We start from the raw sequence: 15,862 nt of genomic DNA, 5'->3' as shown, positions 1-15,862 counted from the left end.
ATAATTAAGCTTCGATACTCACGTCGCTTTTTACTCTAGTTCTAATCTCACTCAGTGATTGATCCACTAAAAGCTTTCCATCTCTGAAAATCTCTTTCAATTCGCCTTGTTTTTCTTCTTCCCAGGAAACATTATCACTTAAATGATACTTCCCATCGATTAAATCAATTTTCATCAATCCTTTGGCCGATTTTTTAGTTCCATCATCTGTAATTGGATCTTTGAATATAGCTCTTCCTTCTCCGTTTACTTCTCCGTAGGTTGCTTTCATCGCAAATCCAAAAGTATCTCTGGTATTGTATTGATACGTAAAAGATCCAATTCCTAAAACCACGTTGGTAGATGCAAATCCTTTTTCTTTTAATCTTTCGCAAATTTGAGTTGCTCTTGCTACAGTAATACTATCACCGTAAATAGCCCCAATTTGAGGAACCAATTCTTTGAAACCTTTAGCATTTGTTGTTCCGCCAAAAACATCCCAAAGTAGTTCGATTACTCCTTTTTTCTCTTGTTCTGTTTTTCCGTCAGGATTTCCGCAGATAATGTCAACCGGATCACCGCTATCAGGACGAATCACCACTTTTCCTTCTCTTGAAACAATATCCTCTCTCAATCTTGGTAAATAATCTGTTAAAACCTTCCACAAATCCCAGGTATCAGAAACGATAGAAACAATTCCTTTTGGATATACTTCTGTGATTAATCTTTTGAAAGTTTCATACTCTCCTTCTGTCGTTCCCATACACATTACAGAATGTTCTGTAGCAGCGACTGAACCAGCGATTAATTCTGAATCTGAATTGGCTTTATAATATTCTTCGAAGAAATCTATTGCCGGAATCGTATCAGATCCTGTAAAACTTAATAAATGTCCAGCTGCAGAAGTTAGTGCCGCTTCGATTCCGCCCATTCCTCTCATGGAGAAATCGTGCGCCTGCCAGTCTACAAATTCTGGAACAGACGACGTTTGGTCTGCATATTTATCCAATACTTTTCTATATTCTTTTGCAATTGTTGCTGAATTACAAGGAAGCCAGATTACGGCTGAAAGTAAGGTTTCGAAATAATTCGTAAGCCAGAAAAACTCTGGAATTGTATTGTACATCGTAAACATTGGTACTCGCAACGGAACGCTTGCTCCTTCTGGCAAAGCTTTGAAAACCATCGGAATATATCCTAAATCATGTAAATCTTCGATATGTTTGGTACCAACCTGATTTTCGCCTAAATAATTATTGATTCTACGAGAATATTTCTTAATTACTTCTTCTTTTGGCTGTTTGAAAAAATACTCTTCAAAATCGTGAATGATATATTTTTTGATGAAATACTGCAATCCGAAAAACACAACCTCATCAAGACCTTCAATTCTTGATTTACGAGGTGTCCAGTTAGAATAAACTAAAGTGGTATTATCTGGATATTGTCTTCTGTGGTCAACTTTGTAACCGTCGGTTAATAATAGTGGGTTCATATATTTTTTCTATTTATATTTTTTGTGATAATCGGTATGCTAAATCTTCAATATCATTGGATCTTGCTAAATTGTCAATCCACTTTTCCGGAATATTTTCGATTCCATAATAAATTCCTGCCAATCCTCCGGCAATTGCGCCCGTTGTATCGGTATCTTCGCCTAAGTTAACTGCTTTTAAAACTGTTTCTTCGTAAGAATCTGAATTTAAAAAACACCAAAAACTGGCTTCTAAACTATGCAGTACATACCCAGATGCCCGAATTTCATTTTCAGGAAATGTCCAGATATCATTTTTCAGAAGCTTATCAAACAACTGAATTTCGACAGGATTATATTTTTTATCTTCTAAAAACTTCGAAAGAACATTTTGCATTTCTTTATAAGCTTCGAATTTATCTTTATCTTTTAAAATCTCCAAACAATATACAACATAAATAAAACAGGCAAACCCTGAACGAAAATGAGCGTGTGTAATTGATGAAACTTCTTTTACCTTTTTATAAATAACTTCAATATCATTCTCTTTCTGAAGATAAAAAACTAATGGCAAAATACGCATTAAAGAACCATTGCCATTATCTTCTTCAAAAAAATTACCCGAATTTCTAGCCGATTCTCCTTTTACAACTCTTGCCAGAGAATGTTTGGTTGTTCCTCCAATATCAAATACTTTGTTATGCGCTCCCCAATATCCTTCCTGCATCCATTTTACAAAAGTCTGAGCCATATCTTCTATATCGTAACCTTTACAAAGACTTTCGGCAGTACAAAAAGCCAATGAACTATCATCGCTAAATGTTCCTGGCGGCTGGTTCCAGGACATAAAACCCATCATATCTACAACCGGATTCTGTTTTAATTTTTCTCTGGATTTAAATTCAACCGGAACACCTAAAGCATCTCCAATTGCAACACCAAATAAACCTGATTCTATTTTACTTTTCATGATTTCTTTCTCTTCTTTAGTCAAGCAAATTTTGAATTAACTCTTCTAAAGTTTTAAACTGTTCTACTTCATATCTTTCGCAGACAATATCAATATTGCCTTTACGCCAAAAATCTTCTTCAACAACCACTTTCATCTTTTTAGATTGCGCATAAAGCCCAAACTCCAGTAACGATATCGGAGACATTGTATTAGCTGCAAAATACATGATAATAATATCTGCTTTTTCTAATGCATTAAGTTCCCAGCTAACCTGTTCTTTAAAATTAGGATTCTCTATGCTTTGCGACCAGCTGCTGTCCCATTCATTTCTTCTTGGATTAAAGACAATAAACTTATCCTGCAGCAATTCTTCGCAATGTTTTTGCCAATCTACAGCTTTATCCATTTCTATAGAACCAGCCAAAAAAATAGTTTTGGCATCAATTTGTAAAGGAATCTCTTCTGGTGCTTTATAAATTCTTTTCATGATTTTATTTATTTCTTCCTTTTTCATTCGGATAAAAGATCTGCACAACATCACTTTGCCAAAAGGCTTTCGTTTCAATATCCAAACAAGTCAATTTTCCGTAAAAACCAGCTCCCGTATCAATATTCCACACATTGCATCCCTGCATTGGAATTTCAACATTATAATGAAGCGTTGGCGTGTGGCCGATATAAATTTCATTAAAAAGCAATAATCGTTTTGGGTACAAAAGAGAATCTTTTTGGATTCTTTTATCCATTGTTAAAGCCATTTCCCAAAGTGTTCTATCCCACGAATAATTGGTTTTGTAATGTTCTTTTTCAGGACCATGCATGGATGAAAAACCGGCATGAATAAACAAATTGTTATTTTCGTCTACAAAATAATCTTTCATTTGATTGAAAAAATGACGATGTTTTTCTTTTTCTGAAAAGGCAATATCGGCATAACTTTCTATCGTTGATTTTCCTCCGTGCAAAAACCAAACATCGTTTATAACATCATTCTCTAACCATTCTTGACACCAGGCATCATGATTTCCTTTGATAAAAATACATTCCTGTTTTTGGGATAATTCAATAAGGAAATTGATTAATTGTTTGGATTCGCTCCAGCCGTCTACATAATCTCCGAGAAAAATAAATCGGTCATTTTCTGAATAATCGATTCTTTCTAATAACTGAATTAAGGCTTTTAATCCGCCGTGAATATCACCAAAAACTAAGGTTCTTTTCATTTTTATATATTCTCTTTAAGCTTATACATAATATCGCTTCTTAAAACATACTTGATTCCCGAAATCAAAGCGGCACCTTCATGGCGCTGACTGTGTTCAAAAACAAGCGCTGTTCCGGTTTTTGGAGTAATAATTTCACCCGAAGCAAATTTGGTTTCTCCTCCTTCATATTCTTCATTCAGATAAATGAGAAACGTATAATAACTAAATTCAGACTCACTGCGTTTATAACTTCCGTCACGGTGCATTTTAAAACGCTGACCCGGATTATATTTATAAAATCGGAACATTTCATTTAATCCTATAGCTGTACTGTTTCCTACTTCAGACTTAATATAAGGCTGTAGTTTCTGCCATAAGAAAGAAGCATATTCTTCATTCTGATACAGGATACGTTCGTTATTACGTACCATTTTAATCATTTTTTGTGCTCCATCAATATTTACTCCTGCTTCTTCAAAGCCAATTTGTTCACTTTTCTGTATTAATTCATGACATTCATCAACTGTAAGGAAATTTTCAATTGTATAAATTTCCATTGTTTCATTAATAATGTTTTGCATAATTATACTTTTTAATTAATTGAACTTATTATCAAGAGCGGCATCTAGTTTTATTAAAAAATCTTTTCCGAATTTATCATTCTCCAGTTCATCATATAAAAATAAAGGCAGTGTTTTTTCACAGTTTTGTTTATGACTTAAGATTGCCATACACAAAGCTGCAACGGTATCGGTATCGCCGCCATAACCTATCCCAGTTTTTAAACAATCTTTCATAGAAGTGGCTTCTGAAACCATTTTAATTACAGCTTGTGTCGTTGGATAACCATGCATATCGATTGGAGAAGTGATTCTATAGTTTTCATTCTCTTTTAAAGTTTCGTTTAAAAACGTTATCAGAGTTGATCCGTCACCTAAATTATATTTAAAATAATGAACTGCCAATGCAATACGTTTCGCACAGCTTATTCCTTCAACAGTAAGATGTGAGGTTTTTGCCTGAATCTCACAGAACTCTAGTATTTGTTTAATATCTTTTAAATAGCCTATTGAATATGCTCTCATAGCTGAACCATTTCCGCTACTTCCATTATCAATTATTTTGATAAAATCAGAACCGTTTTTACTGGCATCTAAAGCATTGTAAACCCTGTCTGAATAACCACGTCTTTTATCCCTTTGAAAAACCTCAACAAACTTATCTGCCACTTTTATTTCATTCCAGTTATCCTCTTCCAGCAGTAATTCTGAAATTGCAATTGCCATTTGAGTATCATCTGTATATCTTTTATAAATCTCAGTGTACATTCCGTGTTTGTGATACTTGGTCAGATCATTATTTTGAGAAATAAAATCCAAATCCCTAAACTCAAAACCTGCACCGTATGCATCACCTATTGCCGCTTCTAAAATCATAACTTTTTATTTGATTGTTTTAAGATTTAAACTCGATGTACTTTGCGGGAACCTCATCGGTCAACCAGACATTGTTTTCGGACAAATAAAATTTGAATCCGTCTCTAAACATGGCACCGCTTCTCACAGTTAAAATTTGTGGGACGCCTCTTCTGCTTCCTACTTTTACTGCCGTTTCTTTATCTTTGGAAAGATGAACATGCTGACGGCTCATTTTTTTCAAACCTTCTTTCTGAATGCTTTCCATAAACTTCCCAACGGTTCCGTGATACAAATATTCTGAAGGTTCTGTCTCTGCTAAATCTAATTCAACCGAAATAGAATGTCCCTGGCTTGCACGGATTTTGGTTTTATCTTCATTATAAGCAAAACGCTTTTTATCGTTATTTTCTACAACGTAATCCAAAAGTTCTGCTGTCATCTGATTTTGACTTCCTTTTTTATTACATTTTACGATTAATTCTTCTACATCTGCCCAGCCATTTTCGTCTAGTTTTAATCCGATTTTTTCTGGCGAATGTCTGAGCACTAAGCTTAGAAACTTACTTACTGTTTTTGCTGTTTTCTCATTCATGATTTCCAGAAATTTTTAATTTTTTATTCAATTCTTCATCCTGAAAAATCAAAGGTTTTTCGGCAGGAATCAATAGATTTTCCAATTGTTTTTTCTGCACAAACTCATATTGTTCTTGTACAAAAGCCGAAATATCTTCGATCAGCAAAATATCTTCTTTAGCAAACGATCTTGTAAATTCATCTCGTAAACCAATCTGAATGGCTCTTCTTTCTAATTTTGCTCCATAAGGATCGTGATCCGGATCCCACTGTAATCTCACTGAAGATGTTTTTACTTCGGTCTGCCACTCCTCATAGCTTTTTCCAAGTGACGAATCGTGAGTGGAATAAACGGCATTTTGCAAATATTTTTCAAATGCTTCTCTTTTTAGATGAATTGCCAAAACAACTTCTTGCCCTTCTTTTGTTCCCCAGCCGTTTCTGTACATCATCCAAAGAAAATTAGGCTTGATCCATGTCATTCTTTCCAGACTAAATGCCCCTCCAAAAAACTGATTTTTTACGGCAAATTCACCGATTTCTTTTCGATACGACTGATAAACTATTATTTCCTTATCATCGTATTGAGCCATTATGTGATAACCTGATTTCGGCCATTCTTGTATTTGCTCGCTATATTTTTTTAATTCTATTTTCATTTTATAAATACACAATAGTGTGATTGTGTTTGTTTTCTAATTAATGTTTTGATCAAACGTTCCTATGGAACGCAATTACGATCTGGCAACATTTTATTCTACCGATGAAATGTTCTTATGGAACATCTTGTAGAATGTTTTGGTAAATCTTGTAATTTTCATCATCGAAACATACGAATATTACCTTTTCTATTTCTTCTGATTTATCGAAATCTTTTATTGTGTTTACTGCAATTTCTGCTGCTTTATCTTTTGGAAAATGATAAATTCCGGTACTTATATTCGGAAAAGCAATAGATTTTATTCCATTTTGAATAGCTAGGTTCAAACTATTTTTATAGCAATCGGCTAATAATTTTGATTTTTCTTCTTTATCGCCATTCCAAACCGGACCTACAGTATGAATAACATATTTTGACGGCAAATTTCCCGCAGTTGTTATAACTGCTTCACCAGTTTTGCATCCGCCTTGTTTATTTCGAATTTGGACACATTCCTCTAAAATAGCTTCTCCTCCCTTCCTGTGAATCGCGCCATCAACTCCGCCGCCTCCCAGTAAAGAAGTATTTGCAGCATTTACAATAGCATCAACATTAAGTTCAGTTATATCTGCTTTTAGAAGTTCTAAAATCATTTTTTAAATTCATTTAATTTGTCCATTAATCCAACATTTGAACTTACTTCTGAACGATCTGTGAAATGCACTTTTATTACTTCAATTTCACCAATAATATTAGAATTAAAATCATTTAAATCTTCAGACGGAATCCACAGTTCATTGTGATTTCTATCGCCAACATTTTGGATTTCATACTTTTCTAAAAAAGAAGTTTTAACTTCAAAAGCAGTAACAATCCCAATAAAACTGGAAAATTCATCAACGGTATTCCATTCAAAAGCAATTTGTTCTGCATATTGCTGATTCATTACCGGATAAAAAATAGGCTGCCATTCTAATCTCGGAGGAAAGGACTTGTAACCTAAATCTGCTATCAGTTCCATTTCTTTTAATCCAACAGGGCGATATAATCTTGTTGTTTCCATAATCATTTATCTCAATTCATCTCTAACTTCCATCAAAGCAAAACCTAAAAGATTCAAACCTTTCCATTTTTCAGGATTTAAAGCATCTTTATGATCGCCTGCCATTCCAATTCCCCAGATTGGATCAACTGGACTTGCTTCGACAATAACTCTTTCGTTAGTGTTTAACAGAAACGTTTTCAAATCATGATTTTGACTGAACTTATGATAGTTTCCTTCTTTTACAATTTCAAATCGGTTTTCTAACCAGATTTTATCATCGTAATTTCTCACTTTACGGCCTAGTTTTTTAGCTTCGGCAGGTGAATTGCATTTTATGATTTTTTCTAAAATTTCCTGATCGTTAAACAATTCGGCTTTCTTTGCCATCATCCAGTGTTCAGCAGTTTTATAAGTTATATCATTTACTTTGAATGTACTTAGCCACCACTGGCTGAAACAGGTTTTAGTAATCGTTCCGTCATTACTTGGCTGATGTCCCCAGAAAAATAAAAACTTACTTTCCGGAACTATAGTATCTATATTGTATTTCATTTTTTCTGTTATTGAAACAAAGAAGTTATCTCTTTAAAATCTTTAGAATCTGGCGAAAATGATCCGTAAATTGTGCTGAAATCCGTTGTCAGGTTTTCAAACTCATAATCCTTTTCAAGCTGATCCATGCATGTTACTACCAAATTTCTTTTTGCCATTGGACTGTAAGCCGTATCTAGTTTTAAAGCGTAGTTCAACAAATCGTAGTTCAGATCCGCAAATCTGAGCTGTTTTTGGTATTCGTTGAAAACACAGGTTTCTTCTTCGTTGTTTTTTAATTGTATTTCTCTCTCATTCGGCATCCAGCCGTGGCCGTGCCTTGTGGTGTAACTTCTGGTTACGTAATATATTTCTACCTCTTCAATCTTCAGTCTATTACAGATTTCAACTGCATTTTTTGAGGTTGTATTGGCATAAGTCACATTCGGGAAAACGCCGTGATCCATATCCAAAAGAATGCCCTGACTCCCTTCAAAAATCAGATTATCGTATTTTGAAAGAAAAGTATAATCGACAATATTCCATTTTAGGTTATCAATTGCATCAAGATAAGCCTGAACTTCTTCATCGATTTCACTTTCATTTAAAAAACCATAATAATAAGCGATCTGATTTAGCTTTTCCAAAAGCATTTCGCGAGGCGCAATCAAATCGATGGCGAACAATTTATACGGACCTTCGTTTCTTTTCATGGTTGAACCAATGCCTTTTCCACAGGTTCCGTGATCAATATTTCTGGTATTTCCTCGATTGTGCCAAACATCAAATGGAGTGGTCACTTTTGCTAACGGATGAATGTATAAATCCAGATTAGCGTTTTTTTCTTTTAATTCTTCTCTTTCATTGTACAAAAAGAGCGGATGAATCGTACAGTGTTCGCTGTAATAAGATGGAAGTCCGCGAAGGGCACCGCTGGCAAAACTGGAATGAACGTGTTTTTGATCGCCAATCATAACCGTATGTGCCGCCTGTTGTCCTCCCGAAAACCGAATAACTATAGATTCAGGATTTTGTTTTGCCAGAAAATCTGTTGTTATTCCTTTTCCTTCATCGCCAAATCCTAAACCTATAACTATTTTCGCTGTTTTCATTTCGTTTTATTTATTTTAAACACATAGAAACATAGATTTTTAGAAACTTGAAAAAGGCGTTTCACTTGCATCAATACACATAGTTGCTATGTGTTAGAAACTAGTTTCTTTTTGTTTTCTTTTACTCACAAACAAAAGCCTATGTTTCTATGTGTTTAAAAAATTTAAAGCATTTCTATATTGTCTAAACTACTATCACTTGTACCTGAAACTGGTATAGTTCCTAAACCAGAACTTTTATGTTTATCGCAGATTATTTTCTTGATCACATTTGGAATTTCTCTGTGATCTTCGATAGATAAGCAATTTTGTCCTAGCAATTCTTTCCATTCCACATCGGCATTAATCGCTTGTCCTGAATGCAATACACTGATGTGGTATACATCGTATTTTTTTTGAGCTTCTGCCAACAATTCAAGATGCGTATAAGTCTGTTGTCCCTGACCCATAATTTCTTTAATTGCTGATGCCGGAAGTGTTTTTAAACCTGGCTCATCGCCTACTGTAAACAACAATCCTTTTTGTCCTCTTTTTTCGAAAGCATCAGTTTTAGTATGAAATGCTGCGAAATACCATGCTAAAAGATAACTTTCGCCAGCGTTTCCTCCTCCTCCGCCTTCAATGTAAGTTCTCGTTAACCACATATCCAGCTCTTCGTCTCCAGATTCAAATTGTCCAACCTGAAGCGGATATCTGTCACATTCGTGATCTCCGATTCCCAAGAATAAAAGTGCCGGATCCGGAACGCCTCCCTGAATAATTCCTCCCATTAATTTTGGAAGTCCTTCTTTTATCAATTCGTGCGGAATATGTCCCATACTTCCTGTAACGTCCAGTCCTAAAATAATTGGAACTGTATTGGGATGAACTTCTGAATCTCTCGCTTCTCTAAAAATCACTCCGTTCGGATTCATAGATTCATGCGCCATTCTTAGTGCATTCTGTGTAAATATCTCGCTAGCTGATTTGCTGGCATATCCTACTTTTTTTGCTCTGTCTTCACGAGCACCGAAATCATATCTTGTACCTCCCATGACTAAAATGTTTTACCAAATAAATACTCAAATCTCTTTTTTGTTACTTCAAACTGGATATTCAAATTTCTGATGGTCAGCGCAAGTTCCATATCTTTTTGTACAAAAGCTTCTGGCTGAAAATCGGCAAAGGTTAAACTGTTTTTATCCAGCGGACTAATATCAATCAATCCTTCTTGTTCTCTTTCGAGTCTTTTTATTTTTAATTCGATGTCTTCGACTCTTCGTCTGTATATTAATTCTGAATCCTCGCCAATTGTTTTGGCTCTGTCTTCTCTAATCTGATCATTGTTTCTTCTTAAAGACTCAATAAATCTTGGTTTTAAATCGCTCATTGTTTTGTGGTTTTTGTTTCAGGTTTTTCTTGTTTCAAGTTTCAAGCTGTGCACTGAACTTAAAATTTGGGTTTTAAACTTGAAACGGTTAATAGTAATTTTTTGTTTCAGGTTTCATGTTTAAACTAATTGATCCAATCCGATCACCTGAACACTTTCGCCTTCAAAGTCTTTAAAAGAGTTCGTTGTAAAAATGCCATCAAAACAATTTAAAACTTCGAAACCTTTATTGAAAATTCCGTGGCTTACGGCTAGGTACAGTTTTCCTGCATTTTTCTTTTTCAATTCTTCGGCTAAACCAACGAAAGTTCCGCCGCCGTCGCAAATATCATCTACAATTAAACAGTCCATTCCGTTTAAATCCTCTTCATAAACTTTAAATCCAGATAATTTTCCTGTTTTTACATCTCGGCTTTTACTGCATTCTACTACTTCAACACCTCCTAAAAATTCAGAAACTTTATAGATTTTCTTTAAAGCGCCTCCGTCCGGAGAAATCAATTTTACATTCTGACCAATTCTATTCAAGACTTCTTGGATAAAAGTATAGTTTGGAATTACTGTACTGTTGTTCAATAAAGCCGGAGTTACTTCAGAGTGTGCATCAAAAACAAACACTTTATTCAATTGCATGGCATTGATAATGTCTGCGTACACTTTTACAGATAAAGGTTCGCCCGGAATCATAACACGATCTTGTCTTGCAGCCGGGAAGTACGGAATAAAAAGATCGATGATTTTAACGTCCATTCTGCGTAACGCATCCACTGTGACACATAACAATCCTAAATCATTGAAAGAATTTAGCCTGTGTGTAATGGTTATTTTTCTGTTTGCATCAAAATCCGGACTGATTTTAATGTGGGGTTCTCCACCAGAAAATGTAAAACTTTGAAATTTGATTTCTTCCTGATTTTGGAAAGGAGCGAATTTTGGGTCGAGATTTAGTATCATAGTTTTTTATTTTGCGTTAATTATACGCAAATGTAGAATTAAATTTTTAATAAACAATTTATTTTGTGTAAAAATTACGCAAACTTTATTTCAAAGTGAAAACCTTCTTTAGTTAATTCACTATATTTCAACTTATTGAACTTAAAAAGCTTTGCCGGACGACCCGTTTTTATTGGTGAAAATTTTTCAGTTTCTTCTAAAATACCATAACTGAGTATTTTTTTCCTGAAGTTTCTTCGGTCAATTTCTTTTTCTAAAATGGTGCAATACAAATTTTCAAGATCCGAAAACAAGAATTCTTCCGGAAGCAAATCAAAACCAATTGGCTCGTAAGTCAGTTTTGCTTTTAATCTCTCAATCGCTTTTTGTAATATCAAATTATGATCAAAGGCCAAAGCCGGAATTTCATCTATTTTAAACCATTGTACTCTTTCAGCATCTGTGTCTGCTTTAATCTCCAAATTTGAAGCATCAACCAAAGCATAATAGGCAACCGAAATTACACGGTTTCTGGAATCCCGGTGAATATCATCCCCAAAAGTGTACAACTGTTCCATAAAAGTGAGCTGTACGTTTGTTTCTTCATGTAATTCACGTATTACCGCATCATTTAATGATTCATCATTTTTAACTAAACCACCTGGTAAAGCCCAGTATTTTTCTGAAGTACCAAATTGCTGTTCAATCAATAACACATACAAATCATTGTTTTTATAACCAAAAACAATCGCATCAACCGCAATTCTAATATTTTGTAAATTTTCCATAGTCCTAAATCATATCAAACAAATATAACGAATGAGAGTCAATTTTATAATCTAATGCAGGAGCATAAATTATAAAATTGACTCTTTAATTATTATTATCTCAGTTAGTTTACTGTTACAACTTTCTTTGGAGTTGTATTGCAATCTGTGCTACTATTTATTCTGAATTTCATATCTGCCTTAACTTCATAGTTCTCTACTGTTTCGTAAGTATGTGTTACTTTGATATCAGTTGTAGTTTCTGTTGTTCCATCACCAAATATCCATGTTATAGAAATTAAGTTTCCTGTTCCCTCGTATTTATATTTAAGTGAAAAATTAATTTTCTTGGCATTAACAGGATCCAGAGAATATTTGATTTCTGCCTTGGCTGATTGTCCCAGACAATCCGTTATGATTTCTAGTTGCTCATTACAGGAATTACTAATAAAAAACACTATTGTAAGCACTAAAAACTTTGCTGTATTTCTCATACTATAAGGACTATTTAAATATTTGTTTAGGATAAAACTTAAGCATTTCTTAAAGATAATTGTAACTCCGAAACAATCTTATCAAATAAAGTCTTAGAACCGTTATTTTTTCGTGCTAATAAATATACTTCCACCTCAGGTACATGAAAACTATTCCATAACAATTGTAATTTATTTTCTTTTACAAATTTTCTGGCATTACAATTCCAGGTTATAGCAATTCCGGAGTTTTTAGAGAGCATTTCCAGCATTTCATATTCTGATGGAATAATATAATTAGGAACCATAGATGGTCTTTTTTTATTGAAAGCATGCAGCCAGAATAATTTAATATGCGGAATTCGGGCATCATGACAATACCATTTTTGTTCGTTAAGCCATAATTCTGCTTCCGTAAAATTATCCGATTTCAGTTTTTGACGAAATTCGGTTACATCCATTTTTATTGGTGCAACCATAACCAGTTTAATTCTGCCTACCAATTCCTGAATAGTATCAAACGTATCAAACTTTTTTGTTACAATAGCAAAGTCGAGTTTTTTAGCATCTACAAGGGCAAAAAGAGAATCATTATCTGTAAATGTAAAATCAATTAAATCAAACTTTGAAATTAAACTGCTGCCAACGCTACTGAAAAGATGTTTTGAAATTCCAACAGAAATTAAGCGGGTTGCATCTTCGGCTTTCGCCCTAAATGTAGTTTCGACATTTTCGAGCCTGTCAAGTGCATCAATAATTAAATTATTGAGTAACTTAGCGTAATCTGTTGGTTCTACGCCTTTTGACTTTCGATTAAATAATTTATTTCCAACATGAGCTTCAAGCATTGAGATCTGCTGACTAACGGCAGGCTGACTCATAAATAACTCTTTTGCGGCAACCGAAAAATTTCCATTTTTATAAACCGCTTTAAATGTTCTGTACCATTCGAGATTTACCATGACATAAAATTATTTATAACAAACATAGTTTATTTTATTTTTACTGATATCACTTAAGCTGTAAATTTGTTAAAAATTTAAAGTTATGAAAAAAACAGCATTACTCGCAATTATAGCATTTACAGCTTTTAGCACTTCGGCTATAGCTCAAAAAACAAATAAAAAAAGTATGAAAAAAGTATTATTTGTTGTGACCAGTAACGATAAACTGGGCAATACAGGAGAAAAAACAGGATTCTGGTCAGAAGAATTTGCTGCACCTTATTATGAATTATTAGATCAGGGAGTTGAAATTACAATTGCTTCTCCGCTTGGAGGTCAGCCACCAATTGATCCTAAAAGTGCTGATCCGGCATCTGCAACAGAAGACACTAAACGTTTTGATGTTGATAAAACATTACAGGAAAAATTAAAACACACTCATAAACTTTCTACTATCAATCAAAAGGATTACGATGCTGTATTTTATCCAGGAGGTCACGGACCACTTTGGGATTTAGTGGAAGACAAAAGCTCAATCGCTTTGATCGAATCTTTTTATACACATAAAAAACCGGTTGCTTTTGTTTGTCACGCTCCTGCAGTTTTAAAAAATGTAAAAGTAAACGGTGATTTTTTAGTAAAAGGTAAAAAAGTAACTGGATTTACAAATGCAGAGGAAGAAGCGGTTGGCTTAACCAAAGTAGTTCCGTTTTTATTAGAAGATGCCTTAACTAAGAATGGTGCTCAATTTTCAAAAGGTGCTAACTGGCAACCTTATGCTGTAGAAGACGGACTTTTAATTACAGGTCAAAATCCAGCCTCGTCTAAATTGGTAGCGAGTAAGTTATTACAGAAATTGAATTAAAAAAAGGTGCTAAGGGTCTGAGTTGCTAAGCGACTAAGCTTTCTCTTAGCAACTTAGACTTTTGTCAAAATTTAAAATAATTAAATTAACTCGATGCTAAAATTCTAGGCTAAAAAACTTAGTCCCTCAGAACCTTAGTATCTTAGAAACTTAAAAAAACATGCTAAACTTTGAATTATACAATCCGACAAATTTAATTTTCGGAAAAGGACAAATTGAGAAACTTTCGACTTTAGTTCCTAAAGATGCCAAAATATTATTGGCTTACGGCGGTGGAAGTATCTTTAAAAATGGCGTTTACGATCAGGTAATTGCTCACTTAAAAGGTTTTGAAATTGTGGAATTTGGAGGCATTGAACCCAATCCAAGATTTGAGACTTTAATGAAAGCTGTTGATGTTATTAAAGCTGAAAAAATAGACTTCATTCTGGCTGTTGGCGGTGGATCTGTTATTGATGGTGTGAAATTTATTTCGGCAGCCGTTAATTTTGACGGAAATCCAATTGACATTTTGCAAAAACGCATTTTAATTAAAGAAAATGCAATGCCTTTTGGAACTGTTTTAACGCTTCCTGCAACGGGAAGTGAGATGAATTCCGGTTCTGTTGTTACGATCGAATCTACTCAGGAAAAACTGGCTTTTGGCGGAAGTGCCATGTTTCCAAAATTTTCTATTTGTGACCCAACGGTAATTGCTTCTTTACCAAAAAGACAAATTCAAAATGGTGTTGTTGATGCTTATACTCACGTAATGGAGCAATATTTAACATATCCGCACGAAGGCTATTTACAAGATCGAATTGCCGAAGGAATTTTACAGACTTTAATAGAAGTTGGTCCAAAAGTGGTTGAAAACCCAACCGATTATGCTTTGGCTTCTAATTTTATGTGGAGCTGTACAATGGCACTAAACGGATTAATCCAAAAAGGTGTTCCGCAAGACTGGGCAACACATATGATTGGGCATGAATTAACTGCTCTTTACGGAATTGACCATGCGAGAACTCTCGCTATCATTGGCCCAAGTTTGTACAATGTTATGTTTGAAACTAAAAAAGAGAAACTGGCTCAATACGGAAGAAGAATTTTCAATTTAACCGGTTCTGTTGATGAAGTGGCTAAAGGTGCCATTGATAAAACGGTTGAATTTTTCCATACAATGGGAATGGACACTAAACTTTCTCAATACACTGATGATTACAGCAAAACAGCAGATTTTATCGTAAATCGTTTTGACGAAAGAGGCTGGAAAGGTCTGGGAGAAAAACAACTGATTACTTTAGACAAGGTAAAATCTATTGTTGAAATGAGTTATTAAAAAGTGATTAGTGGTCAGTACATGATGTATTCTCAAAGTGCTATTACTGAACACTAAAAAACTGAACACACTACCAAATAAAAAAGGCGTTCCAACTTGCTCGTGAACGCCTTTTTACAATACTAAAACAAAACTAACTAACTCAATTTTTGCTAAACTCATTAAAATTCTAATTTATAAATAATTACAACGTAAGAATTATACGGTTATTGTGTAGAGAATAAAATATTTTTCATTTTTTTGAAAATGGCTGAAAACATTGTC

Annotated in this window: 20 protein-coding genes; 2 read left to right on the top strand and 18 right to left on the bottom strand. The window is 34.2% G+C overall.

Annotated features, from left to right (window positions below):
- Window positions 1-4: 4 nt before the first annotated feature.
- The 18 genes from A4F88_RS07875 to A4F88_RS07790 form a co-directional block, all read right to left on the bottom strand.
- Entirely contained in the window at window positions 5-1,474 is a 1,470-nt protein-coding gene (locus A4F88_RS07875; RefSeq protein ID WP_068842019.1) for a nicotinate phosphoribosyltransferase, read from the bottom strand.
- Window positions 1,475-1,487: 13 nt separating this feature from the next.
- Window positions 1,488-2,423: an ADP-ribosylglycohydrolase family protein gene (locus A4F88_RS07870; RefSeq protein ID WP_068842018.1), complete on the bottom strand. Its 936-nt coding sequence runs from the start codon at window positions 2,421-2,423 to the stop codon at window positions 1,488-1,490.
- Between the two features lie 16 nt (window positions 2,424-2,439).
- Window positions 2,440-2,892, bottom strand: coding sequence for a nucleoside 2-deoxyribosyltransferase domain-containing protein (locus A4F88_RS07865; protein ID WP_068842331.1), 453 nt, complete (start codon window positions 2,890-2,892; stop codon window positions 2,440-2,442).
- 4 nt (window positions 2,893-2,896) lie between these two features.
- Window positions 2,897-3,628 carry a metallophosphoesterase family protein gene (locus A4F88_RS07860; protein ID WP_068842017.1) on the bottom strand — a complete coding sequence of 244 codons (732 nt, stop codon included), beginning with the start codon at window positions 3,626-3,628 and terminating at the stop codon, window positions 2,897-2,899.
- 2 nt (window positions 3,629-3,630) lie between these two features.
- Entirely contained in the window at window positions 3,631-4,191 is a 561-nt protein-coding gene (locus tag A4F88_RS07855; protein WP_068842016.1) for a prolyl hydroxylase family protein, read from the bottom strand.
- Window positions 4,192-4,206: 15 nt separating this feature from the next.
- Window positions 4,207-5,046, bottom strand: coding sequence for an ADP-ribosylglycohydrolase family protein (locus A4F88_RS07850; protein WP_068842015.1), 840 nt, complete (start codon window positions 5,044-5,046; stop codon window positions 4,207-4,209).
- A 19-nt stretch (window positions 5,047-5,065) separates the two neighbouring features.
- Window positions 5,066-5,620, bottom strand: a complete 555-nt coding sequence (locus A4F88_RS07845) for an RNA 2'-phosphotransferase (protein WP_068842014.1) — start codon at window positions 5,618-5,620, stop codon at window positions 5,066-5,068.
- Entirely contained in the window at window positions 5,613-6,260 is a 648-nt protein-coding gene (locus A4F88_RS07840) for a DUF4291 domain-containing protein (RefSeq protein ID WP_068842013.1), read from the bottom strand. Before A4F88_RS07840 ends, A4F88_RS07845 begins: the two co-directional genes overlap by 8 nt.
- A gap of 115 nt (window positions 6,261-6,375) precedes the next feature.
- Window positions 6,376-6,894: an O-acetyl-ADP-ribose deacetylase gene (locus A4F88_RS07835; RefSeq protein ID WP_068842012.1), complete on the bottom strand. Its 519-nt coding sequence runs from the start codon at window positions 6,892-6,894 to the stop codon at window positions 6,376-6,378.
- Complete coding sequence (locus tag A4F88_RS07830) at window positions 6,891-7,304, bottom strand: ADP-ribosylation/crystallin J1 (RefSeq protein ID WP_068842330.1); 414 nt, start codon at window positions 7,302-7,304, stop codon at window positions 6,891-6,893. Before A4F88_RS07830 ends, A4F88_RS07835 begins: the two co-directional genes overlap by 4 nt.
- 6 nt (window positions 7,305-7,310) lie before the next feature.
- Complete coding sequence (locus A4F88_RS07825; protein WP_068842011.1) at window positions 7,311-7,838, bottom strand: riboflavin biosynthesis intermediates N-glycosidase; 528 nt, start codon at window positions 7,836-7,838, stop codon at window positions 7,311-7,313.
- Between the two features lie 8 nt (window positions 7,839-7,846).
- A complete protein-coding gene (locus tag A4F88_RS07820) occupies window positions 7,847-8,929 on the bottom strand; it encodes an adenylosuccinate synthetase (protein WP_068842010.1) in 1,083 nt (360 codons plus the stop codon).
- Window positions 8,930-9,093: 164 nt separating this feature from the next.
- Window positions 9,094-9,963, bottom strand: a complete 870-nt coding sequence (locus A4F88_RS07815; protein ID WP_068842009.1) for a hypothetical protein — start codon at window positions 9,961-9,963, stop codon at window positions 9,094-9,096.
- Window positions 9,964-9,965: 2 nt separating this feature from the next.
- A complete protein-coding gene (locus A4F88_RS07810) occupies window positions 9,966-10,298 on the bottom strand; it encodes a hypothetical protein (protein WP_068842008.1) in 333 nt (110 codons plus the stop codon).
- Window positions 10,299-10,418: 120 nt separating this feature from the next.
- The gene (gene prs, locus A4F88_RS07805) at window positions 10,419-11,252 is read right to left on the bottom strand and encodes a ribose-phosphate diphosphokinase (RefSeq protein WP_068842007.1); all 834 of its coding nucleotides are present in this window, start codon (window positions 11,250-11,252) and stop codon (window positions 10,419-10,421) included.
- A gap of 74 nt (window positions 11,253-11,326) precedes the next feature.
- Complete coding sequence (locus A4F88_RS07800) at window positions 11,327-12,019, bottom strand: NUDIX hydrolase (protein WP_068842006.1); 693 nt, start codon at window positions 12,017-12,019, stop codon at window positions 11,327-11,329.
- A 104-nt stretch (window positions 12,020-12,123) separates the two neighbouring features.
- Entirely contained in the window at window positions 12,124-12,492 is a 369-nt protein-coding gene (locus A4F88_RS07795; protein WP_068842005.1) for a PKD domain-containing protein, read from the bottom strand.
- Between the two features lie 38 nt (window positions 12,493-12,530).
- On the bottom strand, window positions 12,531-13,433 hold the full coding sequence (locus tag A4F88_RS07790; protein ID WP_068842004.1) for a LysR family transcriptional regulator: 903 nt from the start codon (window positions 13,431-13,433) through the stop codon (window positions 12,531-12,533).
- 85 nt (window positions 13,434-13,518) lie between these two features.
- Between A4F88_RS07790 and A4F88_RS07785 the strand changes: the two genes are divergently transcribed.
- Window positions 13,519-14,280: a type 1 glutamine amidotransferase domain-containing protein gene (locus A4F88_RS07785; RefSeq protein WP_178368484.1), complete on the top strand. Its 762-nt coding sequence runs from the start codon at window positions 13,519-13,521 to the stop codon at window positions 14,278-14,280.
- 160 nt (window positions 14,281-14,440) lie between these two features.
- Window positions 14,441-15,598 carry an iron-containing alcohol dehydrogenase gene (locus A4F88_RS07780; protein ID WP_068842003.1) on the top strand — a complete coding sequence of 386 codons (1,158 nt, stop codon included), beginning with the start codon at window positions 14,441-14,443 and terminating at the stop codon, window positions 15,596-15,598.
- Window positions 15,599-15,862 lie beyond the last annotated feature (264 nt).

The organism is Flavobacterium chilense (assembly GCF_001602525.1).
GTDB classification, from domain to species: domain Bacteria; phylum Bacteroidota; class Bacteroidia; order Flavobacteriales; family Flavobacteriaceae; genus Flavobacterium; species Flavobacterium chilense.
Note: the sequence above shows the minus strand (reverse complement) of the source record. Positions and strands in the feature narration are given on the sequence as shown.